The following is a 25212-nucleotide window of genomic DNA, read 5'->3' on the forward strand; positions in this document are numbered from 1 at the left end:
ACAACAGGTTATCGGGAGCGTCATCATGTCAGACCAGATTCTTGCACTGGACCGTACCCAGGGACTCACCGACGGACAGTTTACGTTTTCAGAGCGGGTGAACTACCTCAAGCAGTTCGGCGTGCACTCACAGTCCTTCTCGACTCTGCAGCCGGGGATGCAGTACTTCGATGTTGAAGGGATGGGCTACGTGGCCTACATGCGTAAATGGGGCGGCACCTTTGTGCTGTCAGACCCGGTTTGCGCACCCGAGAACTTTCCGGTGATTCTGGAGCGCTTCCACCAGAAGTTTCCGAATGCCTGCTACATCCAGGTCTCCAAACCGGTGGTGGATTTCCTGCATCTACGCTTCGGGCTCTACGGCACCCAGTTTGGCAGCGAATCCCGCATCGACCTGCGCAAATGGTCCCTCAGCGGCAAGAAAAAGCAGATTCTGAGAACCGCCCTGAACCAGGCCGAAAAGAACGGGATCACGGTTAAAGAGCGTTTCAGTGATGACCACACGCGGGAAATCTCGGAAGCCTGGATTCGCACCCGAAAATGCAAGAGCAACGAAATCCGTTTCCTGATTCGCCCGATGGAAATGGATTATCGGGAAAACGAACGGCATTTCTACGCCTATCAGGATGGCAAAGCCGTCGGCTTTATCTACTTCGACCCGATCTATCGCAACAACGAAATCATCAGTTATGTGCCCAACATATCCCGCGCCAACGCGGACTTTCGTCAGGGCATATTCTATACCCTGATGGCCCACGCCATGGACGTGTTCAAAGCCGAGGGTGTGCCGTTTCTGGACCTGGGCCTGATTCCCCTGTCCCTGGACAAAGCCACGGAGCACCAGGAAAGCCGGCTGCTCAAAAAGATGCTCCACGGCATCTATGAGAAAGGAAACTTCCTGTACAACTTCAAGGGGCTGGAGTTCACCAAATCACGTTTCCGCGGCGATGGATTCAAGACCTACTGCTGCCACAAGCGGGCTATTCCAGCTCTGGAGTTCCTCGCCATGTTCAAACTGACCCGGTTACTGTAACGCCGGGCCAGTGGCCGGCCACCAGCCCCACCGGGATGCCCATTTCCGACATGAACGGGCCAAGATCGTCCGGCGCATCACCAGAAAAGCAGGCACTGATCACCACAGCCCCGGAGTGGTTCGGTGGTGTCTGCGCGCAGGGCAGGTCACCGGCCTGTTCAAACCACCAGGCCACACGGCGGGCTATCGCCTCGCCGGACTCCACCCAGTGCATCACCTCCGGCAACGCCTTGCGTAACCAGGGCAACAATAGCGGGTAATGAGTGCAGCCCAGAACCACCGTGTCGACACCGGCTTCGCGCAGCGGCACCATGGCCTCATCCACCTCCACCTGATTCGGCGCAGAACCGCCAACCAGTTCCTCTGCCCATCGCACCAGGGCAGGATGGCCAAGGCGGACCACCTCGCAATCCCGGGCAAACTCCTGAATCAGATCATCCAGATATGGGCGTTTGACGGTCGCCGGTGTCGCCAACAGGCCAATGCGGCGATTGGTGGAGCAGGCCGCCGCCGGTTTGACCGCCGGCACTACCCCCACCACCGGCACAGCAATGGCGGCCCTGAGCTCGGGCAAGACAACGGTACTGGCGGTATTGCAGGCCACCACCACCACATCACAGGGGAACCGGGCCAGGCATTGCCGTATAAGCGTGCAACAGCGTTCGATCACCACCTGTTCAGGCTTGTCGCCATACGGAAAGCCGGCATTATCCGCCAGGTAAACCAGCTCGGCACCCGGCAAGATCTGGTGGATACAGGCTGCGACACTCAGGCCACCGACCCCGGAGTCAAACACCAGCACCCTCGGGCTTCGATCAGTCATCGTGATTATCACCATGACGGACCGTAATCTCCGCTTTCATCGCGTTGATCAATCGCCCCGCTATGGTGGTTTCCGGCGGAACCGGAGGATGTTCATCCACCGTAAACCAGCCAGCGTCCGCCAGCTCATCTTCCTGCAACCGCAATTCGCCGCTCTCGTAGTCGGCAAAAAAGCCCAGCATCAATTGGTGAGGAAATGGCCAGGGCTGCGAGCCCTGATAACGGATATTGGTCACCACCAAACCGGTTTCCTCCATTACCTCCCGGGCCACCGCCTGCTCCAGATTCTCGCCCGGCTCCACAAAACCGGCGATCAGACTGTAGAAGTTGCGGGTAACCCGCGCGGATTTTGCCAGCAGGAGGCGGTCGTCCCGGCGAATGACGGTAATGATGCAAGGGGCAATGCGCGGGTACCAGGGGATGCCACACCGGTTGCACCAGCGTGCCCGTTCGCGCGGATGGGATCCGGTTTTCTCTCCACAGCGGCCACAGTAACGATGGTCCTGCCACCACTGCCAGACCTGATAACCGGTGCTGAGCAGATCCGCCGGCGCCTCGGGCGTGAGCAGCATGGCCTCACGCAGGGATAGAGTCTGCATGCCCGGCACACCCGTATCCGGCAGCATGGTGACATACAGAGGGCGCCTCTCCCAGGTGCCCAGAGACAGCGCCTCCGGTCGGCTGCCACCCATTTCCGGGCCACCCCAGCGAAGGAACCAGCCATCAGCCGGCTTCAGGATACTGTTGCCTGAGAACGCCAGCAGCAGATCGCCCTGCTTCGGCAAAGCCTCGCTCCACCCGGGTGTCCACTGTGCCTTGTTGTCTGCCATGCCCTGCCTTTCCTGCTACCTGAATGCCAGTTCCGAAATGTACCACATCACATTCATCACCAAGAATTGGTGCGCGACTTTCCGCTACCGCCCCAACCCGTTAAACTTGGCGCCTGTTTCCAGGACCGGAGTAACCGTTTATGCGACTTTATCAGGGCATTCGCAGCCTGATCCTGTCTCTTTTCCGAAAGATCCTGTTTTTATGGGTCAGGACCGATGTCAGTGGCAATACCCTGGAAGCCCTCGGGCTGGCCCCGGACAAGCCCGTCTGTTACGTGCTCCAGTACAGCTCGCTGTCTAGCCGGCTGGTGCTGGAGCAGGAAGTCATCCGGGCACGGTTGCCCGGCGCCACCGACACCTTGCCGGTGAAGAATGGGCCCTCGCATTCGTTTTTCTTCCTCTACAAACGCATTGGCGGCCTGTTCCGGGGCGGCCGGCACAAGCCGGTGCCTACCCGGGAGTTTACCGATCTGGTCCACTTCGGGCTGGAACATCCGGAACAGGATGTCCAGATTGTGCCGGTATCCCTGTTCTGGGGCCGCTCTCCGGACAAGGAAAAATCCCTGGTCAAACTACTGCTCTCCGACACCTGGTCGGTCGCGGGCCGCCTGCAGAAATTTCTGATTATCCTGGTGCATGGCCGCAACACTTACGTGCAGTTCAACCAGCCGCTGTCACTGAAACAAGTGGTGGACGAGTATCGCGACAACGAGCAGAAGGCCAACCGCAAGCTGGCGCGAATTCTGCGAACCCACTTCCGTCGTGTGCGCCAGGCGGTGCTGGGGCCGGATTTGTCGCATCGACGCACCCTGGTGGAGGGGCTGGTACGCACCCAGGCGGTCAAGGAAGCCATCCGTGAGACTGCTGCGAAGGATGATATCCCGCCGGAGAAGGTCCGCGCCAAGGCCTACAAATACGCCGACGAGATCGCCGCCAGCATGTCGATTGTCACTATTCGCTTCCTGGAACTGGTATTGGCCTGGCTCTGGAACCGGATCTACAACGGCATTGCCATCCACAACATTGGGGTAGCCAAGGAAGCGGCACAGGACAACGCTGTGGTCTACGTACCCTGCCACCGCTCCCACATCGACTACCTGCTGCTGTCCTATGTGCTCTACAAAAACGGCCTGATGCCGCCCCACATTGCGGCAGGCATTAACCTGAACATGCCCATCGTGGGACCAATCCTGCGACGTGGTGGCGCGTTTTTCATGCGCCGCAGCTTCAAGGACAACCCGCTTTACGCCACGGTATTCAACGAGTACATGCATGTGATGTTCACCCGGGGCTACTCGGTGGAGTATTTCGTCGAGGGTGGCCGCTCCCGGACCGGCCGCATGCTGCCTCCGCGCCCGGGCATGCTGTCAATGACCGTGCGAAGCTTCCTGCGGGATCACCGCAAGCCCATCGTTTTTGTACCGGTGTACATCGGCTACGAGAAAGTCATGGAAGGGCGCTCCTACCTCGGCGAGCTGCGCGGGAAAAAGAAACAGAAAGAAAGCATTTTCGGTCTCGCCAAGACCGCTCGCAAACTGACCAACTCGTTTGGCCGCGTTGCCGTCAACTTCGGTGATCCGATCCACCTGGACAAGGTACTGGACGACGTTCACGAAAGCTGGCGCCACGAAGCCTATGACACCGAGTATCGTCCCCCCTGGCTGAACCAGGCCGTTGATAATCTGTCCCAGCGTGTGGCCAGCAACATCAACGCCTCGGTGGCCGTGAACCCGATTGGCATGACGGCCACCGTTCTGCTGGGCACTGAGCGGCTGGCGATGGATGAGGGCCAGCTGATCCGCCTGCTGGACAAGTATGCTGACCTGCTCCGCGCCTATCCCTATGCCGAAACCATTACCCTGCCCGAAGGCAGCGGCCGGGACTGGATTGCCTATTGCGAGAACATGGGGCTGATTACCCGTCAGCCCCAGAAACTGGGCGACATTATTGCCCTGGAGGGCTCGAACGCCATCCTGATGACTTACTATCGGAACAACATCCAGCATCTGTTTGCTCTGCCAGCCCTCATTGCCAGCCTGTTCGAGAACAAGGCCAGCCTGAGCCGGGAAAAGATCGTTTTCCTCACCAGCGTCGCCTATCCCTACCTGCAGTCAGAGCTGTTCCTGCAGTATGACCAGGAAAAGGTAGACGCGGTGATCAACCAGTGGATTGACGTGCTGGTGGACCAGGGCTTGCTGATCAGGCTTGAGGATGAGCGTCTGGGACGGCCTGAGGAAGGTACCGAAGCGATGCTGCGGTCGCGGATTCTGTCCCGCTTCATCATCCAGACCCTGGAACGCTATCACATCACCCTGGGCATACTCAGGAAATATGGCTCCGGCAACCTGACGGCGGCAGAGCTGGAAGAACAGAGCACATTGCTGGCGGAACGGATGTCGATTCTGTTCGGCCTGAACGCACCGGAGTTCTTTGACAAGACCCTGTTCCGGAACTTCATCGCCAATATGCAGAAAAACGGCGTTCTCACAACCGATGAAGACGGCCGGCTGTGCTATGGCGAGGGTCTGGATGAAGTGGCTGAAGACGCCCGTCTGGTTCTGAGCGTGGAGAAACGCCAGGCGATCCAGCAGGTCACCATGCTCGACGCCTGACAGATCGCTGCGGCACTGTCAGGCCGGCAGCGCCCGGATCGGATAGATGTCGTAGCGACTGCTTTTACCCTCAACCCGTGCAGCCGGCTCCGGTCCGGCGATCGCGGGTGCCTTGCGGGGGCGTTTGACCACCACCCGATAGCGGGCACAGCCGAGCGCGGCCTCCAGTAGCTGGCTGGCGTCGTCATCATCACCCACCACCTGCCGGAACACCTGCATTTCCTTCTTGACCAGCGCAGACTTGTCCCGATGCGGAAACATCGGGTCCAGATAGACCACATCGACGGCTTCGGGTCCTGCCTGGTTCATCCAGTCCAGTGAGTTGCCAGAGTGCAGCGTCATTCGCGCCACAATCGGTGCACAAGCCTCATTCAGGCTAGCCCGGTACAGGCCATCGGCCAACAGGGCATGAATGATCGGGTTACGCTCGAACAGTGTCATCTGGCACCCCAGGGAGGCCAGTACAAAGGCGTCCTGGCCGAGGCCGGCGGTGGCATCAAGCACCTGCAACGGAGCGCGGGTTTTCTGCATACCCACGGCGCGCGCCACCAACTGGCCAGCGCCACCACCGTGCTCGCGCCGGTAGCCCATCTTGCCACTGACAAATTCCGCCCTGACTGGCCCGGGCGCACCTTTACCGGTTTGTTGTAACGCCAGCCCATGCTCGTCCATAAACAATAGAAGACCGTAGTCCCGAACCTGTTTGGGGGCGACCACGCCCAGCCAGTCAAGCCCCAGCTCGGTGGCCAGCGTACGGGCTACGCCCGGTTCAGCCAAGGGGCTATGAGCAACGGCCAGGATGTGACGGAGAGACGAGGAATCCGGAAGCTCGGTGTGAGAGGAAGGCGACGGCATCAGACCAGAATATCAATTCCGCTCAGCACGCTGCCGCTCTCAAACTCCTGTCCGGCAGCGGCAACGCCGGCAAAAGCCGACAGCGCGCGGGCGGCAGGAAGCGGCAATTCATCTGCGCGAAAACGTTCAAGCCGGGCATCTTCCGCCGCGCGCCGGGCTTCGACACGCCGGCTGTCCAGTTCCGGGCCGGTACCACCGGGCTGTGCCGGATTACCGGGGGCGGTATCCCGATCCTGACGGGCGGTATTGAGCTGGTTGCGAACATCACCCGTGGCAAGTGCCTGGGGGTCCGCCGCCGGGGTGCGGGATACATCCGTGCGTTCCCGGGCCGGGGAGTTATTACCCGCCTGGTACAACGAAGGATTTGAGGGATTGATGCCGCCAATCATAACGCACCACCGGGGTGAGGATTCAGAGTCGTCATCGCATTATGGAGGATCTGGTGCAGAATGCAAAGACGGCGGTTGGAGCGGGGTTCACTCCCGACCGGGCAACTTCTTCCAGGCCACTTCGTCCCGGATATACACCGGTTGTGCCTGCTCTGCTGGCACCGCCTGCCCGTTCGACATTCCCTGTTCGGCCAGCTTCGCCACCTGGGCCGCTGCCGGCAACAACGTATCGTCAATGGCTGCGAGGCGTTCAACGAGTTCACCGGGCATCTGCTCTTTCAGGGTCCAGCCCTGACCGGCGCCGTACCAGTTGCCACTGGCATCCGGTGGCAGAGTCACCGCGTCAGGCGGGCAGACCCGCTCCTCGCTCAGCAACACTGGAAGCCCCGCCTCACAGCGGAACACGCCCCAGTAAACCTCCCCCATGCGGGCGTCAAAGGCCACCGCAATGCAATCACCCTCCTGCAGGGCGTGCGTTTCGATCGCCGCGAGCGCCACCGCCGCCAGGGACGACACTGGAACCACGGGGATATCCAGCCCCCAGGCCAATCCCTGGACTACACCGGTTGCAATCCGCAGCCCGGTGAAAGAGCCTGGGCCCCGGGCGAACGCCAGCGCATCGAGATCGGTTGGGGACAGGCCCTGCTCCGCGAACAATTCGCGAACCATGGGCATTAACAGGCGAGTGTGGCCCCGCGGAGCCACCTCGAATCGCTCGGTCACCCGGCCATCCAGCCAGAGTGCCGCGGAACAGCCCTCGGATGAGGTATCCAGTGCCAGAAGTTTCACAGAATCACGCCTCCTGGGCTGAGCCGGTTTCGATCACTTCAGTTGGGACAGAATCTGATCGCGAATACTGTCGAGGCTGCCAACGCCTTCAACGCGCACATACCTGGGTGCATCGGCCGGGGCCTTCTCTGCCCAGCTCTGGTAGAAGCCCACCAGCGGCGCTGTCTGCTCATGATAGATTTTGAGGCGCTTGCGAACGGTCTCTTCCTTGTCGTCTTCACGCTGGATCAGCGCTTCGCCGGTCTCATCGTCTTTGCCTTCTACCTTGGGCGGATCGTATTTAACGTGGTAGATGCGGCCACTGCCCTCGTGTACACGACGGCCAGACAGGCGGCTGACGATTTCTTCGTCTTCAACCGAGATTTCGACCACGTAGTCGATGGCGATACCCTGGTCTTTCAGGGCCTCAGCCTGGGGAATGGTGCGCGGGAAACCATCCAGCAGGAAGCCGTTCTTGCAATCTGGCTGCTGGATACGCTCTTCAATCAGGGCAATAATGATGTCATCAGACACCAGGCCACCAGACGCCATAACCTCTTTAACCTGCAGGCCCAGCTCGGATTCGGCTTTGACCGCAGCGCGGAGCATATCACCCGTGGAGATCTGGGGGATCTCGAAACGCTCGGTAATAAACTGGGCCTGGGTGCCCTTACCTGCGCCTGGCGCGCCTAACATAATGATTCGCATAACGTTGTGCTCCCATTGCTTTATATTATCGTTTGAAAAGTTATGGCAAAGACCTCTGCCTTTGCGACAACCTCTCGACGGCTCCGGACTGTGTATCCGGCGCGCACGCACAAAAACGAGGCAGCATTATACGAACTCACACCCGGCAGAGAAAGTCGACCTCCGTATCATTGTCCGAATGCCGGGCTGTAAGCTGCCTCAACGGCCAGTGCAGGGCTGGGAATAATCAGGAAGCGAGGGAAGACGCCAGCACGTCCAGATCGGAAGCCACCTGGTCTATGTCGCTCTGAACCCGCTCCAGCACATCCGCCCGGAGCCCAAGGCTCTCAACCAGTGCCGGCAGGTCGTCAGGATTGAGTTCGTCACCGATACCACGCTCTTTGAGTATGGCATTGGCCAGCTGCACCATCTGGACATATTCCTCGTGCTCGCCATGGTATCCGATGTGCTGGTGCATGCCGGCGGCTTTGATCACGGCTTCCGGCAACTGCCACAGCCGGTGCAGAATACCGCCAATGGCACCATGACCAACAGCCAGAATATCCTGGCGCTCACTGTGGCCAAACACTTCCTGCTCGAGCGAGTGCATGCTTGCCTCCGGGTTGATTTCCCGCAGAGCATTGAGCTCTTCAAACTCCGATGGAAACAGATGGCCCACCAGCAGCAGGCCGAAGTTGTGCAGCAATCCGCACAGATAGGCGAGCCCCTTGTCGCGGCCGGAATAGGCGGCGAGGTTCTGGCACAGGAACGCGCAATAAAGCGAGTGGCGCCAGAAATTATCCATGCCGAGCATGCCTCCGCGGGGCACATCAAACGCCCGCACCGAGGCAATACCCAGGGCAATGTGGGCAACCCGGTCAAAACCGAGGACCCGGGTGACCGCTTCCTGTACAGAGTTTATCTGGCCGGGGTAGTTGAACAGCGCTGATCGGGCATAGCGCATGATCTGCGCGGTCATACTGGGGTCGAATTCGATCAACTCGGCCAGTTCTTTGGCCGTCGCTTCAGTATTGGCGGTCAGCCGCAGGATTCGCAATGCCAGGGCCGGCATTGGCGGCAGCCGATAAAGCTTTTGCAGTTTGTCTGCCACGTCTTCCAGAGTCAGGGCTTCGCGATCTTCCACGCCCTGACCACGAATAACCAGATGTCCCTGCCGGGCGCCAGCCTGGGCCAGACGGAAGGCCCGGCCGTCCATTTCAACCAGGCTGTGGTCCGTGCCACCGGAGAAGATCACACTTTCGGCTGTCACTACATCTTCATCCACCAGAACCGGCAGCTCCCAGGCGGCTCCGATCGGAGGTACGAATCCGGCGTCACAGTCCCCGAACAACCGGGAAGTCTGGCGCGCCGTCAGCGGCTGCAGGCGCCGACCGGTGAACTGGTGCACGGCATCCATATCAAGTGTGCTGTCAAAACGGTGTACCACCATAACCACCCCATTGATATCGATCAGCAGGGTCGCCTTGATAAAGTCATGCTGGGGTTTACCCGAAGCAAGCACCGCCGCGTCCAGATTGGCAACGGGCTCCGTTTCCAGTGGCTGGTAGGTAATGCCCTTGCGGGCCAGAAAACGCGAAAGCCTCTCCGACAATGCCAACGGGGGTAACTCCTTAAAGCAAATGGGCCGGGGCTGTCCGGCCCCGGCCTTATTATGCACCTTAACCGGTATTTCGCATACCGGCAGAAATTCCGGCCATGGTCACCTTCAGCGCCCTCTCGACCAATTCCGGCACCTTTCCAGCCCCCTCGCTTTCCCGGTCACGCCTGAGTAATTCTGCCTGCAGATAGTGCAGCGGATCAGTGTAGGGATTCCGGACTTTCATTGAATGGGCAAACACCGGCTCCTGCTCCAGCAGAGTCTGTTGCTGTTTAAGCTCCAGCAGACGCTCAATGCAGCCCTGCAAACGCTGCCTCAGGCTCTGGCCAAGCGCCAGCAAGTGCTCGTCCTCAACCAGGGTCTGCTCGTAATAGCTGGCAATACGCAAATCTGCCTTGGCGAGGACCATTTCCAGCATATCCACGTAGGTGCGGAAGAACGGCCAGCCCTGCATCATCTCCCGCAGTTCGGGCAGGCGGTCCGCCTGGGCCGCCTGTTCGAGGGCAACATCACTGCCCAGCCAGCTTGGCAGCATCAACCGCATCTGGGTCCATGCAAAAATCCACGGAATGGCTCTCAGGCTTTCAACGCCCCCTGTGGCCTTGCGCCGGGCCGGCCGGCTGCCAAGGGCAAGTTTACCCAGAGCCGTTTCCGGTGTGACCTGGCGGAAGTAAGGCACAAAATCCGGATTCTCACGGACCACCTCACGGTAGGACCGCAGCGAACGCTCGGTCAGCCAGTCCATCACCTCGCGCCACTCATCCTTTGGCACAGGTGGTGGCGCCAGGGTCGCCTCAATCACCGCGGTGGTGTACAAGGTCAGACTCTGCACCGCCAGCCTCGGCAGACCAAATTTAAAGCGGATCATCTCGCCCTGCTCGGTAATCCGGAAGCTGCCGTTCACCGAGCCCGGCGGCTGGGACAGAATCGCCCGATTCGCCGGACCACCGCCCCGGCCCACGGTGCCGCCGCGACCATGAAACAGAGTCAGATGCACTCCATATCGATTGGCCACTTCGGTCAACTTCTCCTGGGCCTGGTACTGGGCCCAGGCCGCCATCAACTGGCCGGCATCTTTGGAGGAGTCTGAATAGCCGATCATGACTTCCTGGCGTCCGCTGCAGTATTCCCGATACCAGTCCACCTCGTACAGGGCCGCCATACTGTCGGGAGCCCCCTTGAGATCATCCAACGTTTCGAACAGCGGCACAACGCGCATGGGGAAAGCCATCCCCGCTTCCCGCAGCAGCAAAATCACGTTTAAAACGTCCGAGGGCTTGCTGGCCATGGAAATGACGTAGGAACCCAGGGCTTCCGGTGTCTGGCCTGCGACCACCTCGCAGGTTGCCAGCACCTCCCGCACCGGCTCGGAGGGTTGCCAATTCCGGGGCACCAGGGGGCGCCGCCCTTTCAGTTCCTTGACCAGAAACGCCTGGCGCTCCTGTTCCGACCAGGACAGATAGTCACCCAACCCCAGGTAGCTCACCATCTCTGCCACCGCCTCGGCGTGGCGTGAGGCCTCCTGGCGGATATCCAGTCGGATCAGTGGCAGGCCGAAGGTGTGAGCCCGGCGAATGGTATCCAGCAGCGGACCATTGGCAATGGTCTCCAGCCCGCACTCCATCAGGGAGCGATAGCACAATTCCAAAGGCCCGGTCAGATCCTCGTTCTCAAACAGAATGCCCGAATCGTCCGCCGGCTCGCCCTTGACGCTGGCCTCGGCCCAGTCCCGGGTCTTGATCAGGCGTTCCCTCAACTGGGCCAGCACCTGGCGATACGGCTCCCGGGAATCTCCCACCTCGGCCCGCAATTCATCGCTTGCCTGCCACATGGAGAGCTCCGCTCTCAGCGCCTGGATATCGCGCAGATAGAGATCTGCGGCCATCCAGCGACCAAGCAGAAACACTTCCCGGGTCACTTCGTGGGTGACATTGGGGTTGCCATCACGGTCTCCCCCCATCCACGAGGCAATACGGATCGGCGACACCTGCAACGGAAGCCCCTGACCGGTCGCCTCCGACAGCGAGGTGTCCAGGCTACGGAGAAATTTCGGCAGCGCCTGCCAGAGACTGTTCTCGATAACGGCGAAGCCCCACTTGGCCTCGTCCACGGCGGTCGGCCTTTCATGCCGAATCTCGTCGGTATGCCAGGCCTCGGCAATCAACAGCGACAACCGGTCAACAATTTCCTCCCGTTCACCGGGCATCAGGTCGTCATGATCCAGCCTCGACAGGCAATCGGACATTTCATCGTACTTGAGGATCAATGTACGCCGGGCCACTTCGGTGGGGTGCGCGGTGAGCACAAACTCTATGCGTAAATCTGCAACCTTCCGATGCAACTCTTGCGGGTCTATCCCCCCGGACTTCAGCCGATCAAACACCTCCCCCAGGGATTCCACCATCAGATCTGACGGATGCCCCTGCTTGCGACGAATTCCGTGGTACTGCTCAGCGAGGTTGGCAAGGTTGAGAAACTGGTTAAAGGCTCGGGTCACCGGTAACAGCTCATCATCGCTGAGCTGGCCCAGGAGCTTCACCAGGCGTTGTCCGGAACCGCTTTCCTGGCGCCGGTCAGCCTTGGCGGCGGCGCGGATTTCTTCAATGCGGTCGTAGCAGTCCTGTCCGGGGAATCGGAGTATGCTCTGGCCAAGCAGATCGCCCAGCAAACGTACGTTTTCTCGAAGATCCGGGTGCAGTTCGGTCACGGCAGGTTCCTTCTGAATTGACGGAAACAATCTAAACTTACGATACTAGGGAGCAACGCAGAAAGTCTATTGACGATTCAACCACTTCGCTCAGGAGCTGACATGAAAGTGACCGAACTGCCCCAGCATTGGGAAAAGGAAAAACAGGCCCAGGAGCGCAGCCATGAATACAACCTGCGCCTGCCTCTGGAAGATGCCGCACGGATTGCGGCCCTGGCGGAACTCTACCCGGACCGAAGCGAAAGTGAGATCCTGAACGACATGATTGCCGCCGCTCTGGACGACCTGATCAGCCAGGGTCCGCTGAAAGACCGATTGGCAGAACAGAAGAAGTCGTAATACAAACAACAACGCCGGGCTGAGCCCGGCGTTGTTGTTACAGAATCTATGGCAATGGGTGTTGGCAACCGTCAGGCAACCGACTCCAACTGGCGGGCCTTGAGGCGCTTGATGTGTTTCTGGCTCAGGGCAACGAATTGCGGTGTCAGGCCTTTGTCCTCATAGATTTCAAAGCCATCCTCGTCGTAAGCCACAACCTTCTCACCCTGAACGTAGGGGAAACTGGTTTCCAGCTCGTCGAGAGCGGCGGAGATCAGATCCCGCATCAGATCCTGAGTGGACTTCATCGGATACAGTGCCGCAAGCTTCTGCAAGCGGTCATGATGCTGGTCAGCCAAAGACAGATAGGCGGCGTCCCGGGTCAGTCTTCCACGGCCGTGTTTATCCCAGTGCTTGACCAGATCTTTGATCTTCATGGTGCCTTCACTCCTGCATCTTGTTTGATGGCACAACGCACTTTTTCAGTGCGACTGTTCCCGGAAGTGTAGACGAAGAATGACAGGCCGGTGACGGAAAATTGGTAACGGATTGTACCTATCGGTGACGGTTTCCAGTTCCGCTTCCCTACTCCTTTTCCACCCCTTTCACGCTCTGCCACACGGCATCCAGCGCTTCCAGGGTTTCTTCATCCAGATTACGACCTTCTTTTTCCAGCACCCGCTCAATGGCACGGAACCGGGCATCAAACTTGTGATTGGTTCGCTTCAGGGCCTGCTCGGGATTTACTTTCAGGAAACGTGCCAGATTTACACAAACAAACAGCAGGTCACCCAGCTCGTCCTCAACCGCATCCAGATCTCCGGTACCGGCCTCGGCCATTTGCCAGGCTTCCTTGAGCTCTTCGATCTCTTCGTGAAGTTTGTCGAACACGGGGCCGATATCCGGCCAGTCGAAGCCATGCCGGGCCGCACGCCGTTGCAGTTTTTCCGCTCGGGCCATGGCCGGCAGGGTGCGGGCAATACCGTCCAGACGGCTGGCCGGAGTCTCCGCCACCGGTTTCTCAGCACGCTCCTCGGCCTTGATGCGCTCCCAGCTTTCCTTGATCCAGGCTTCATCGGGTCGATTATCCGGATCGATACGGCTCTCCAATGTGCCCCCCGGAAACACGTGGGGATGGCGCCGAACCAGCTTGCGAACCAAGTGGTCAACAATGCCATCAAACTCAAAGTGTCCGGTTTCTTCTCCCATGCGGGCATAGAAGATGACCTGGAAAAGAAGATCTCCCAGTTCGTCTTTCAGATGTGGGAAATCCTCCTGCTCGATGGCATCAGCGACTTCGTAAGCTTCTTCAATCGTGTGAGGCACGATGCTGGCAAAGGTCTGTTTGGTGTCCCAGGGGCAACCGGTGTCCGGATCCCGGAGCCGGGCCATCAGGTATTTCAGATCTTCGATGCTGTAACTCATCCGCGTTTCCGCCTTACGTCGATGATGTTCGGCAGGTTCCGAATCTGGGCCAGCAGCCGCGCCAACTGCTCCAGGCTGGAGATTTCCACCGTCACCCGCATAGTGGCCGTGTTCTCGTCTTTGTTGGTCACGGTGTTGAGAGACAACACATCACTGCGGGACGAAGACAGCACCTGGGTGATGTCACGCAGCAGACCGGATCGATCGTAGGCCTCAATTTCGATATCCACCGGATAGACCGCCGCGGGCTGCCCGCCCCAGTTCACTTCAATGATGCGGTTCGGTTCAAATTCCCGCAGGTTCAGGAACGTGAGGCAGTCCTGGCGGTGCACGGTCACGCCGCGGCCCACGGTGATGTATCCCCCGATCGGGTCGCCGGGCAGCGGCTTGCAACACTTGGCCACCTGGGTTTTCAACTTGCCAACACCGAGTATCTGGATATCGGATTCAGTATCGTAGGGCTTTCTCCGGTTCGGGGTCAGCTTAAGATCCAGCTGTTCAGACCGGGGCTCCAACAGTTGCTGAGCCACATTGGCCACATGAGTAGGCCGCAGGTCTCCCGCCCCGATGGCGGCAAACATATCATCAATGCTGTGGTAGTTGACCTTGGCTGCCAGTTGTTCCAGCTCCACATCAAACAGCGACAGGCGCTTGAACTCATCTTCCAGAATAGCGCGGCCGTCAATGACATTGCGGTCACGGTTCTGCTGTTTGAACCAGTGTGTAACCTTCGCCCGGGCCCTGGACGTCTGAATATAGCCCAGGCTCGGGTTGAGCCAGTCCCTGCTGGGAGCCGGATTGTTGGAGGTCAGAATAAAAACCTGATCCCCGGTCTTGAGCGGGTAGGTCAGCGGAACAATGCGGCTGTTCACCCTGGCACCCCGGCAGGCATGACCAATTTCGGTATGCACCCGGTAGGCAAAATCCACCGGCGTGGCGCCCTGGGGCAGGTCTACCACATGGCCTTCCGGCGTAAACACATACACCCGGTCTGAGGCCACGTCTGATTTCAGATGATCCGCCAGTCCGGAAATGTCTCCCAGCTCCTCCTGCCACTCCAGAACCTGGCGCAACCAGTTGATCTTGGCGTCGTAGCCGGTGGATTTGTTCCTGGTATCGGTGCCCTTGTACAGCCAGTGGGCACACACACCCAGCTCCGCTTCTTCATGCATGGCATGGGTACGAATCTGCACCTCCATGACCTTGCCTTCCGGGCCGATCACAGCGGTGTGCAGCGACTGGTAACCGTTCTCTTTGGGGTTGGCAATGTAGTCATCAAACTCGTTGGGAATGTGGCGCCACAGGGTGTGAACAATCCCCAGCGCGCCATAGCAATCACGAACCTCCGGCACCAGAATGCGCACGGCACGGACATCGTAAACCTGGGAAAAATCGATTCCCTTACGACGCATCTTCCGCCAGATACTGTAGATGTGCTTGGCCCGCCCGCTGAGCTCGGCCTTGATACCGGAAGCCTTGAGCTCGGTTTGCAGGGTATCAATCACGCGGCGGATGTAGCTTTCACGGTCCAGCCGTTTCTCATCCAGCAACTTGGCGATTTTCTTGTATGCAGAACCATGCAGGTAGCGGAATGAGAGATCTTCCAGCTCCCACTTGATGTGGCCGATACCGAGCCTGTGCGCCAACGGAGCATAGATGTCGAAGACTTCCCGGGCCACGCGCATGCGTTTTTCTTCCGGCGCATCTTTCACTGCGCGGATAGCGCAGGTGCGCTCTGCCAGTTTGATGAGCGCTACCCGAACGTCATCAATCATGGTGACCAGCATCTTGCGGACATTGTCCAACTGGCCTTCGCTCTGCCCCAGGACATTGCCCTTGAGCGGATGATGGATGGACGAAATCGCAGCCATCTGCTGCACGCCGTTGATCAGCCCCGCCACTTCATCGCCGAATTCCTTGCGAACCTCTTCAAGCGGCACCCGTTCTTCACGCACCGCCCGATAGAGTACGGCGGCAACCAGGCTGGCCTGATCAAGATGCAGCTCTGCCAAAACCTGCGCCATTTCCAGACCGGTCCGGAAACTGCTGGCACCGGGCGCCCACAAGCGGTCTTCCCGGAACGCCTGAACGGCGATCTGGGCGGCTTTCTCACAAGCCCTCCGAAGCTGACCCGGGTCCTCGAGATGAGTCTGTTCAGCGATGTGCTGCACGCAACGGTCTAAATCGACCTCGCCGTCACCGCTGATCGAATAGTCTTCCCGAACTTTTACCATGGCAGAGCTTTACCCGTTTGTTTTTCGGTTATTCTCACGGCCATCCTGGCCGTTCCATTGCGTATCCCCGAAACCCGGTCAGTCTGCGCTACGCTCAAACAACGCAATGGACTCAACGTGGGTGGTATGGGGAAACATATCCATCACACCGGCCTGTACCAGCCGATAACCGTTGCGCACCATCACCCCGGCATCCCGCGCCAGGGTAGCGGGGTTGCAGGACACGTAAACAATGCGGTTGGCACCGAAAGCGGTCAGATACTTACAGATCTCCTCCGCGCCCGAACGGGGTGGATCGATCAGAATCTTGTCAAACCCCTCTTTTGCCCAGGATTGCCCGGTGAAATCCCCGTGCAGATCGGCACCATGGAATTCCACATTGGAGAGATCGTTCAAGCGGGCATTTTCACGGCCACGAACCACCATGGCATCGTCACCTTCCACACCCACAACCTGACCGCCCTTGCGGGCCAGTGGCAGCGTAAAATTGCCCAGACCACAGAACAGATCCAGCACCCGCTCACCCGGCTGGACGTCCAGCCACTCGACCGCACGGTGCACCATATTGCGGTTGATTCCGGCGTTCACCTGGGTGAAGTCCATAGGATGAAAGGCCATGGTGAGGTCAAACTCATCCATACGATAGGTCAGACGCTCATCGTCCCGCCCGCCGGATTCCGGCCAGATCCGGTGCACGGTGTCCGGGCCCTTGGGCTGCAGATAGATATGCAAGTCATGGGCCTGACCAAAGGCGATCAGCTTTTCCCGGTCGTCCGGCACCAGGTCATCCATGTTACGGAACACCATGGCAGCCGTATCATCGCCACAGGCCACTTCTACCTGGGCAATCCGGTCAAATGCCGCCATGCCATGCAGCAACTCCCGAAGGGGCTCGATTCGCTCACCGATCCGGGGATCCAGTACCACGCAGCGGTCAATATCGGTCAGAAAGCTGTTGCGTTTCTCCCGGAAACCAACCAGCACCGACTCCCGGGCCTTCACATAACGTACGCCCAGCCGCGCCTTGCGACGATAGCCGAGGCTATCCGGAGAACGCATCGGAGCCACCCACTGCTCCGGTTCAATGCCCCCAAAGTGGGCAAAATGCTCGCGCAGGGTATTTTCCTTGAACCGGATCTGGGCATCGGCGCTCATGTGCTGAAGACTGCAACCACCGCAAAGATCGGCAAACTCACAGGGCGGCTGCTGGCGGTCAGGCGCTGCTTCCAGCACTTCGGTTGTGCGCAGTTCATCAAACCGGCTGCGGGTGCTGACCATTTTGGCCATCACGGTTTCGCCCGGCAGGGCTCCGTCAACAAACTGGGTTTTGCCATCAGCGCGGGCAATGCCCCGGCCATCGTGGCTCAGGGTCTCGATTTCACAACGCACAGGCTCCTTGGGCAGAACCTTGCGGCGACGCTTACTCATATAGAATTCTCTTGATTAGGGGCCACTCAGGCGCCGGGAAACACACCGGTGGAGAGGTAACGGTCTCCGCGGTCACAGATAATGGCCACGATCACGGCGTTTTCAACCTCACGGGACAATTTCAGGGCCGCTGCAATGGCTCCGCCGGAGGACACACCACAGAAAATGCCCTCTCGCTCGGCCAGTGCCCGCATGGTGTCCTCGGCTTCCTGCTGGCCAATATCCAGAACCTGGTCGACCCGGCTGGCATCGTAGATTTTCGGCAGGTAAGCCTCCGGCCAGCGGCGAATACCCGGAATTGACGCCCCATCCTCTGGCTGCAGGCCGATAATACGGATATCGGGATTGCGCTCTTTCAGGTAACGGGACACGCCCATGATGGTGCCGGTGGTGCCCATGGAGCTGACAAAGTGCGTAACCCGCCCGGCGGTCTGCTCCCAGATTTCCGGGCCCGTGGTGTGATAGTGGGCCGAAGGGTTATCGGCATTGCTGAACTGGTCCAGAACCTTGCCCTTGCCCTCGGCCTCCATTCGAATGGCCAGATCCCGGGCGCCTTCCATGCCCTGCTCACGGGAAACGTTCACCACCTGTGCGCCGTATGCACGCATGGAGGCCCGTCGCTCCTCACTCAGGTTATCAGGCATGATCAGCACCATTCGGTAGCCCTTGATGGCCGCGGCCATGGCCAGCGCGATACCGGTATTGCCGGAGGTGGCTTCAATCAGGGTGTCCCCGGGCTTGATCTCTCCCCGGCGTTCAGCCTCCTGGATCATGCTCAAAGCCGGCCGGTCTTTCACCGAACCTGCCGGGTTGTTCCCCTCCAGTTTTGCCAGGATGACGTTACTGGTGTCTCCCGGCAGACGCTGCAGACGCACCAGGGGTGTATGGCCGACATAATCTTCAATGGTGGGGAAAATCATATTGATACCCTGTGATACACTTTCGGATTCGAATCATACGCGTTATGGCCGCCTTGTCCCAATACAGCTTGTCGCTATATCCATGACCTGCGGCTATAACTGTCTGTTTCCGGGATAACGGCCACGGTTATATCATTGCCGTTCAGCTATGCTGACATGGAAGTATCCACCAGCAGGCGTGTCCTGCCGGCGGACAAGGTAATTTTACAGGAACACGGTATGCGACGTTGGGGCATTCGCAAGAAAGTACTGGTGGTAACTCTGGTTCCCACCCTGCTCACCACGCTGTTGTTAGGACTATTCTTTACCTACAGCTGGGTGAACAACATTGAGAACCTGCTGAAGGATCGCGGAGAGTCCCTGTCCCGACAGCTTGCCGCAGGCTCTGAATACGGCCTGTTCACGGCCAATCGCAGCCTGCTGAGCAGCCTCTCCAACGCCCTTCTTGAAGAACAGGATGTTCGCTCCATCACCTTCTATGGCAGCGATGGCCAGCGCATGCTTCATACCGGCCCGGGCAGCGCTGAAACCGTGGCGATGGCTCCGCTGGAACCCAACCAGCCGGTCCGGGTGACCCACGACAGCAGCACTCGTTTTGTCACGCCGGTTCACCTTCAGGATCTGATGATCGAGACCATGCTGGACCCGGACGCCCGCCAGTCTGCGGCGAAGCGCCAGGCCCCGCTGGGCTGGGTTGCCGTAGAGATGTCCCACGTCCGCACGGAAAAGGAAACCTACAAGGCGCTACTGATCTCGCTGCTGCTGGTGATCGGTGGTGTCCTGCTCAGTCTTGCCATCGCGCTGCGGCTGAGCCGTGCCTTTACCGATCCGGTGTTCCAGCTCAACGAAGCCGTAGCCAAACTCAAGGAAGGCAAGCTCGACACCCGGGTTTACACCAGTGCCGGCCCGGAGTTCGAACAGCTGGAATCGGGGCTCAACGATATGGCCTCGGAATTGAGCAAGGCCCAGGCCGAAATGCAACAGAACATTGACCAGGCCACCGAAGACCTGCGGGAGACCCTGGAGACCATTGAAATCCAGAATATCGAACTGGACTTTGCCCGCAAGGAAGCACTGGAAGCGAGCCGGATCAAATCCGAGTTCCTGGCCAACATGTCACATGAAATCCGGACGCCGCTGAACGGCATCATCGGCTTCACCGAACTGTTGCTGAAAAGCCCACTGCCCCGCCAGCAGCGCGACCACCTGAACACCATCCGCAAATCCTCGGAAATCCTGCTGACCATCATTAACGACATTCTGGATTTCTCCAAGATCGAAGCCGGCAAACTGATCCTGGACCGCGTGCCGTTCCAGCTCCGGGATATCGTTGAGGAAGTGATGGTCATGCTGGCACCGGCGGCCCACGCTAAAAACCTGGACCTGGTGCCACTGGTCTACAACGATGTACCGGACAACATCATGGGGGATCCGCTGCGGGTCAAGCAGGTGATCACGAACCTGGTGAACAATGCCATCAAGTTCACCCAGACCGGCGAAGTGGTATTACGGGCGAGTCTGGAAGACGAAGATACCGAGCATAACCGGGTCACACTACGCCTGAGCATAACCGATTCCGGCGTTGGTCTGTCACGTGCCCAGCAGCAGTCACTGTTTAACGCCTTCAGCCAGGCCGATGCCTCCACTGCCCGGCAGTATGGCGGTACCGGTCTGGGACTGGCCATCTCCAAACGACTGGTGGAAGAAATGGGCGGCAAGATCGGCCTGGAAAGTGAGCTGGGCAAAGGTTCCACGTTCTGGTTTACCCTGACGCCGGAACTGTCCTCAACCGGCGACAGCTCCAGCCCCAAAGAGGCGCTCCGGGGCGAGAAGATCATCTATCTCGAACACCAGAAGACCACCGGGCTGGCGGTGGAACACCTGTTAAGGGACTGGGGCGTGGCCGTTGAACGGGTTGCCTCACCCGGGGCGCTGCAGGAACAGATAGAAGAGGCGCAACGGCGGCAGGAAGGCTACGCCGGCGCCATCATCGGCATTACCCGCCACCTGCTCAACTCCAGCCAGTACTGCAACCTGGTGCGTTCCCTGGAAGTGGAACGCGACTGCCGCACCCTGTTGCTGACGCCCACTCTGGAAACCCATGACACGCCGCTGTCGGGCCTGGCCAGCGGCCACCTGACCAAACCGGTCTGCCGGGACGCCCTCTACGACGAACTGCTGTTGCTGATCCATGGCATTCAGTCGGGCACCCGAAGCGCGCCGGAAGCCGCGCTACCATTAAGGCAGAACAGCGGCTCAGGCACGCCCCGCATTCTGGCGGTGGACGATAACGAAGCCAACCTGAAACTGGTGATGACCTTGCTCAATGACTGCCGACTGGAAGCCGAAGGCGCCTCCAGCGGATTCGAGGCATTGACCAAGGTGCGCCAGAAGGCGTTTGACCTGGTGTTCATGGACCTGCAGATGCCCGGGATGGACGGCGTGGAAACCACGGCCCGCATCCGTGATCTGGACAGCGGTTCACACCACACCCCCATTATTGCCCTGACCGCCCACGCTCTGGCGGACGAACAGGAACGGCTGGCGCAACAAGGCTTCGACGGCTATATGCCCAAGCCGATCAGCAGCAGCCAACTGGTAGAACTGATTCGCGAATACACCGGCTACGACTGCACCAATAGCGCCGACCGCTTCCGGATCTCCGAAGTACGGGATACCCGCCGGACACTGCGGCCTTCAAACCGCAGGATGCAGCAGGACTGCGTCAGTGTAGAGGAGAGCATTCAACTGGCGGCGGGCAAGGCCGATCTGGCGGAGGAGCTGTTCAGCATGCTGCTGGAGCAGTTACACACCGATATCGACCGGATTCAGGCGCTCTGGCAGACCGGCGACAACGAGCCCCTGCTTGAGTGCGTGCATAAGCTTCACGGGGCCACCCGGTACTGCGGCGTTCCCGAGCTGCGCACAGCCGCCAACCGGTTCGAGACCGCCCTGAAGTGCGAGGCTCCGGATCGTGAGCTGTTAAAAGATCAACTGATTGCGGCCATGGAGCGGCTGCAGATCTGGAGTGAGCAGACCGACTGGCAGCAACTGTTCCGGGAACAGCAGCGCCAGCCGGAAACCACCTGATTGTTGATCAGGCTCTGGCCCGGTCAAGAATCGCCTTCATGTCCCGGACCGCATCTTTCAGGCCGGTAAAGACGGCACGGGCGATGATCGCATGGCCGATGTTCAGTTCATTGATACCCGGAATAGCGGCCACCCGCTCTGTGTTGTGGTAGTGCAGACCATGGCCGGCATTCACAATCAGCCCCTTCTTGCGGGCATAGGCCACGGCATCTGCAAGCACTTTGAATGAGGCTTCCACCGCTTCGGGTTCCCCGGCCTCGGCGTATTCACCGGTATGCAACTCCACCACCGGCGCTCCGCAGCGCACCGCCGCGTCGATCTGTACCGGGTCCGGATCGATAAACAACGAAACCTCGGCGCCGATTTTTGCCAGACGATCACAGGCCTTGGCCACCCGCTCTTCCTGGCCATCCACATCCAGTCCACCTTCGGTGGTGAGTTCCTCGCGTTTCTCCGGCACCAGGCAAACACATTCCGGGCGCACCTGCTCGGCGAACGCCAGCATGGCGTCGGTCACCGCCATTTCCAGATTCATTTTGGTCTGCAGTACTTCCCGCAACAGCAGCACATCCCGGTCCTGGATATGCCGGCGATCCTCACGGGGGTGAATGGTGATGCCATCGGCACCGGCTTCTTCCGCCACCAACGCCGCCTGCACAGGGTCCGGGTAACGGGTACCGCGGGCCTGACGCAAGGTGGCCACATGATCAATATTCACTCCTAGCAGGACTCGGGTATTCATGATTCTCTCCCAGATGACGGATTCGAATGACTGAACAGGGAACGGCTGTGCAGCGGCCTGCCCTGCAAAAGGTAATCCACCAGCACCCGCATGACGCGCTTGGCGGTTTTACGGGGCGCTTCACTTATGAAATCGCCGGCCGCCAGTGCCAGCAATGCCTCACCCGGCAATTGGCGCAATGGCAGCTCGGGCGCGAGATTGGAAACGATCCCCTGGCCCGGGTCGTAGCCATAGAGCTCCCCCGCCTGTACAGACATACCGGTATCCGTGGTTTCGTCCCAGGCAAAATCGTAGCCCAGCGAGGCGGCGAACGCCCGCTCAAAACGCCTCAGTAAAGGCTCGACATCGTCCTGTGAAGACAGATCCGCCAGGGCCTGCAGGGTTTCAATATAGCTGGCAAACAACGCGGGGGAGGGATCGGCCACCGGTAACACCCGCTGAACCAGTTCATTAATGTAGAAACCACTGTACAGTGCACGGGGTTGGCTGACCGCTGGCGCGCTGCGAACTTCCAGCTGCACCAGGGTTTTCAGCTCGCTCTTGCCGGTCCAGTCCACTAATAACGGCTGGAACGGCTGCAATTGGGCCTTGAGCGGGCTTCTGGTGCTGTTGGCGCCGCGGGCAACCACACTCATGCGGCCGTGATTCAGAGTAAACAGATCCACCAGCAAGGCGGTTTCGCGCCAGGGTCGCCGATGGACCACATAAGCGGGCTCTTGCTGCACCGCGCCCTTCATGGCGGCCTCAGAAATCGCTCATGCCCAGGCTTTTCAGAGCCCTGTCGCTGTCAGCCCAGCCTCGCTTGACCTTGACCCAGAGCCGGAGCATCACCTTGGACCCGAACATCCGCTCCATATCAACCCGGGCTTCCTGACCGATACTGCGCAGGCGCTCACCCTTATCGCCAATGATGATTTTCTTCTGGCCTTCCCGTTCGACCAGAATCAGTGCCGAAACATGCAGGGTATTGCCCTGGTGCTTGAACTCTTCAATCTCCACTGCCACGGAATACGGCAGTTCAGCGCCCAGTTGGCGAGTGATTTTCTCCCGGACCATTTCGGCCGCCATAAAGCGTTCACTGCGGTCTGTGATCTGATCATCGGGGTAGAAGTGGACACTTTCGGGCAGGAAACGGCCAACAGCCGATTCCAGCGGCTCCAGATTGGTCTCTTTCAGTGCCGAAAGAGGAATGATCTCGGCAAAGTCCCGCTTTTTAGACAGAGCCTCCAGATGGGGCAACAACAGCTCCCGTTTCTCCAGCTTGTCGACTTTGTTGACCGCCAGGATAACCGGGCACTTTACCCGCTTGAGCTTCTCCAGCACCATCTCATCGGCACTGGTCCACGCCAGCTGATCCACCACGAAGACCACCACATCCACGTCGATCAGGGCGGACGCCGCCGCCTTGTTCATATAGCGGTTCAGGGCACGGGGCTCATCCTCATGCATGCCCGGTGTATCGACATAAATGGCCTGTACCGGGCCCTCTGTCTTGATACCGAGCACCTGATGCCTGGTGGTCTGTGGCTTCCGTGAGGTGATGCTCAGCTTCTGGCCAAGAATGTGATTGAGCAGTGTAGACTTGCCCACATTCGGCCGGCCGACAATGGCGACGAAACCACAGCGGCTTTCCGGGTTTTCCGGGCGGGTAATATCAGTCATCAGGAATTCTCCACACCCAGTTGCTTGAGTGCATTTCGGGCGGCCTGCTGTTCAGCAACACGTCGACTACTGCCAGTGCCGGTGGTTTTACGGTCCAGCGAGGGCAAGGCGCAGGAGACATGAAAAGTCTGGTTGTGGGCCTCGCCGTCAACGGAAATCACTTCATAGCGCGGCAACGGAAATTGCCTGGACTGCAGGTACTCCTGCAACCGGGTTTTCGGATCTTTCTGGGTGTCCTGAATATCCAGGTTTGCCAAGCGCTGTTCAAACCAGCGTAACACCTGAGCCCGACAGGTATGAAAGTCGCTGTCCAGATAAATGGCCCCGATAATGGATTCCACGGCATCGGCGAGAATGGACTCACGGCGGAAGCCACCACTTTTCAGCTCTCCCGAACCGAGCCTCAGATACTGGCCCAACTGAAATTCACGACCGATCTCCGCGAGGGTAACCCCCTTGACCATACGGGCCCGAAGCCGGCTCAACTGCCCTTCCCGGGCCTTCTCGAAATGAAGATACAGATACTCGGCGATCACCATGTTCACGATAGAATCGCCCAGAAATTCAAGACGTTCGTTATTCTGGTTGCCAAAACTGCGATGGGTCAGCGCCAGCAGAAGCCGCTCCGGTTCCTTGAACTGGTAGCCAATGCGGCGCTGAAGTTGGTCTAGGTCTGGTTGTGAACTCACTGGCCCTGAAACTCATACTCGTGCTGGAAGTGCACAACGGTGTCCACGTTCCGGAAGATGTTATTGCGAACCTCGTAATCCACCTTGATTACGACCAGTTCGCCATTTTTTTCAACGGAGATGTTCTTTGGATCAAAACCGTCAACGTTATTCACACTCAGGCGCTTGTTAATCAGGCTGCGCACCTGTGCCGGACCCATCTGTGACAGGCCGTCGGTACCATCCAGGCTTTCCAGAGCTTCCTGGATGGTAAAGTCATCCAGGTAGGCCGGCCCGATCTTGATCGCCAGAGTCAGCAGGCCACCAAAGAACAGAGCCATGATCATCATCGTCAAAGCGCCGCCCTGCTGCGTGTTCAGGCCTGCGGGATAGTGTCTTCTCAT

General features: G+C 59.1%; 22 protein-coding genes. 4 read left to right on the forward strand and 18 right to left on the reverse strand.

Annotation, left to right across the window (positions count from 1 at the left end):
* Positions 1 to 25: 25 nt before the first annotated feature.
* Positions 26 to 1033, forward strand: a complete 1008-nt coding sequence (locus tag ARC85_RS17235) for a DUF2156 domain-containing protein (RefSeq protein ID WP_014420787.1) — start codon at positions 26 to 28, stop codon at positions 1031 to 1033.
* Here the strand turns inward: ARC85_RS17235 and murI are convergent.
* Both murI and nudC read right to left on the reverse strand, forming a co-directional pair.
* A complete protein-coding gene (murI, locus tag ARC85_RS17240) occupies positions 1011 to 1856 on the reverse strand; it encodes a glutamate racemase (RefSeq protein WP_286715607.1) in 846 nt (281 codons plus the stop codon). The genes ARC85_RS17235 and murI overlap by 23 nt on opposite strands.
* Positions 1849 to 2685 (reverse strand): NAD(+) diphosphatase, encoded by an 837-nt coding sequence (nudC, locus tag ARC85_RS17245; RefSeq protein ID WP_286715608.1) that lies wholly within the window; start codon positions 2683 to 2685, stop codon positions 1849 to 1851. Before nudC ends, murI begins: the two co-directional genes overlap by 8 nt.
* Before the next feature lie 140 nt (positions 2686 to 2825).
* Between nudC and plsB the strand changes: the two genes are divergently transcribed.
* Positions 2826 to 5297 (forward strand): glycerol-3-phosphate 1-O-acyltransferase PlsB, encoded by a 2472-nt coding sequence (gene plsB, locus ARC85_RS17250; RefSeq protein WP_286715610.1) that lies wholly within the window; start codon positions 2826 to 2828, stop codon positions 5295 to 5297.
* Between the two features lie 18 nt (positions 5298 to 5315).
* Here the strand turns inward: plsB and ARC85_RS17255 are convergent, their stop codons facing one another.
* The 6 genes from ARC85_RS17255 to ppc all read right to left on the reverse strand — a co-directional run bounded on the left by ARC85_RS17255 (position 5316) and on the right by ppc (position 12321).
* Positions 5316 to 6152: a class I SAM-dependent methyltransferase gene (locus ARC85_RS17255; RefSeq protein ID WP_011785696.1), complete on the reverse strand. Its 837-nt coding sequence runs from the start codon at positions 6150 to 6152 to the stop codon at positions 5316 to 5318.
* On the reverse strand, positions 6152 to 6541 hold the full coding sequence (locus ARC85_RS17260) for a hypothetical protein (RefSeq protein WP_011785697.1): 390 nt from the start codon (positions 6539 to 6541) through the stop codon (positions 6152 to 6154). Before ARC85_RS17260 ends, ARC85_RS17255 begins: the two co-directional genes overlap by 1 nt.
* Positions 6542 to 6628: 87 nt before the next feature.
* On the reverse strand, positions 6629 to 7330 hold the full coding sequence (tsaB, locus tag ARC85_RS17265; RefSeq protein ID WP_153741222.1) for a tRNA (adenosine(37)-N6)-threonylcarbamoyltransferase complex dimerization subunit type 1 TsaB: 702 nt from the start codon (positions 7328 to 7330) through the stop codon (positions 6629 to 6631).
* A 33-nt stretch (positions 7331 to 7363) separates the two neighbouring features.
* Entirely contained in the window at positions 7364 to 8017 is a 654-nt protein-coding gene (gene adk / locus ARC85_RS17270; protein WP_011785699.1) for an adenylate kinase, read from the reverse strand.
* A gap of 226 nt (positions 8018 to 8243) precedes the next feature.
* Positions 8244 to 9614, reverse strand: a complete 1371-nt coding sequence (locus ARC85_RS17275) for an HDOD domain-containing protein (protein ID WP_014420781.1) — start codon at positions 9612 to 9614, stop codon at positions 8244 to 8246.
* Between the two features lie 61 nt (positions 9615 to 9675).
* On the reverse strand, positions 9676 to 12321 hold the full coding sequence (ppc, locus tag ARC85_RS17280; protein WP_114433634.1) for a phosphoenolpyruvate carboxylase: 2646 nt from the start codon (positions 12319 to 12321) through the stop codon (positions 9676 to 9678).
* Between the two features lie 102 nt (positions 12322 to 12423).
* Here ppc and ARC85_RS17285 point away from each other — a divergent pair, with 102 nt between their 5' ends.
* Entirely contained in the window at positions 12424 to 12660 is a 237-nt protein-coding gene (locus tag ARC85_RS17285; protein WP_011785702.1) for a hypothetical protein, read from the forward strand.
* Positions 12661 to 12731: 71 nt separating this feature from the next.
* On the opposite strand, the gene ARC85_RS17290 is transcribed toward ARC85_RS17285, so the two are convergent.
* From ARC85_RS17290 to cysM, 5 genes are all read right to left on the reverse strand, one after another.
* Positions 12732 to 13076 carry a hypothetical protein gene (locus tag ARC85_RS17290; RefSeq protein ID WP_011785703.1) on the reverse strand — a complete coding sequence of 115 codons (345 nt, stop codon included), beginning with the start codon at positions 13074 to 13076 and terminating at the stop codon, positions 12732 to 12734.
* Positions 13077 to 13224: 148 nt separating this feature from the next.
* Positions 13225 to 14064: a nucleoside triphosphate pyrophosphohydrolase gene (gene mazG, locus ARC85_RS17295; RefSeq protein ID WP_286715611.1), complete on the reverse strand. Its 840-nt coding sequence runs from the start codon at positions 14062 to 14064 to the stop codon at positions 13225 to 13227.
* Positions 14061 to 16298, reverse strand: coding sequence for a GTP diphosphokinase (relA, locus tag ARC85_RS17300; protein ID WP_226611279.1), 2238 nt, complete (start codon positions 16296 to 16298; stop codon positions 14061 to 14063). Before relA ends, mazG begins: the two co-directional genes overlap by 4 nt.
* A gap of 78 nt (positions 16299 to 16376) precedes the next feature.
* On the reverse strand, positions 16377 to 17726 hold the full coding sequence (gene rlmD / locus ARC85_RS17305; protein WP_014420778.1) for a 23S rRNA (uracil(1939)-C(5))-methyltransferase RlmD: 1350 nt from the start codon (positions 17724 to 17726) through the stop codon (positions 16377 to 16379).
* Positions 17727 to 17752: 26 nt separating this feature from the next.
* Complete coding sequence (gene cysM, locus ARC85_RS17310; protein WP_011785707.1) at positions 17753 to 18646, reverse strand: cysteine synthase CysM; 894 nt, start codon at positions 18644 to 18646, stop codon at positions 17753 to 17755.
* A 219-nt stretch (positions 18647 to 18865) separates the two neighbouring features.
* On the opposite strand from cysM, the gene ARC85_RS17315 reads away from it, so the two are divergent.
* On the forward strand, positions 18866 to 21736 hold the full coding sequence (locus ARC85_RS17315; RefSeq protein WP_286715613.1) for an ATP-binding protein: 2871 nt from the start codon (positions 18866 to 18868) through the stop codon (positions 21734 to 21736).
* 7 nt (positions 21737 to 21743) lie between these two features.
* Here the strand turns inward: ARC85_RS17315 and pdxJ are convergent, their stop codons facing one another.
* From pdxJ to ARC85_RS17340, 5 genes are read right to left on the reverse strand one after another with little or no spacing between them, the layout of a single operon-like run.
* A complete protein-coding gene (gene pdxJ / locus ARC85_RS17320) occupies positions 21744 to 22478 on the reverse strand; it encodes a pyridoxine 5'-phosphate synthase (RefSeq protein ID WP_014420775.1) in 735 nt (244 codons plus the stop codon).
* Positions 22475 to 23215: a DNA repair protein RecO gene (recO, locus tag ARC85_RS17325; protein WP_014420774.1), complete on the reverse strand. Its 741-nt coding sequence runs from the start codon at positions 23213 to 23215 to the stop codon at positions 22475 to 22477. The genes pdxJ and recO overlap by 4 nt, the downstream gene beginning before the upstream one ends.
* Before the next feature lie 7 nt (positions 23216 to 23222).
* Positions 23223 to 24140, reverse strand: coding sequence for a GTPase Era (era, locus tag ARC85_RS17330; protein ID WP_011785711.1), 918 nt, complete (start codon positions 24138 to 24140; stop codon positions 23223 to 23225).
* Positions 24140 to 24829 (reverse strand): ribonuclease III, encoded by a 690-nt coding sequence (gene rnc, locus ARC85_RS17335; protein ID WP_011785712.1) that lies wholly within the window; start codon positions 24827 to 24829, stop codon positions 24140 to 24142. The genes era and rnc overlap by 1 nt, the downstream gene beginning before the upstream one ends.
* Positions 24826 to 25212: a DUF4845 domain-containing protein gene (locus ARC85_RS17340; protein ID WP_023007925.1), complete on the reverse strand. Its 387-nt coding sequence runs from the start codon at positions 25210 to 25212 to the stop codon at positions 24826 to 24828. Before ARC85_RS17340 ends, rnc begins: the two co-directional genes overlap by 4 nt.

Origin of the sequence: Marinobacter sp. tcs-11 (assembly GCF_002049515.1) — a bacterium.
In the GTDB taxonomy this organism is placed as follows: domain Bacteria; phylum Pseudomonadota; class Gammaproteobacteria; order Pseudomonadales; family Oleiphilaceae; genus Marinobacter; species Marinobacter nauticus.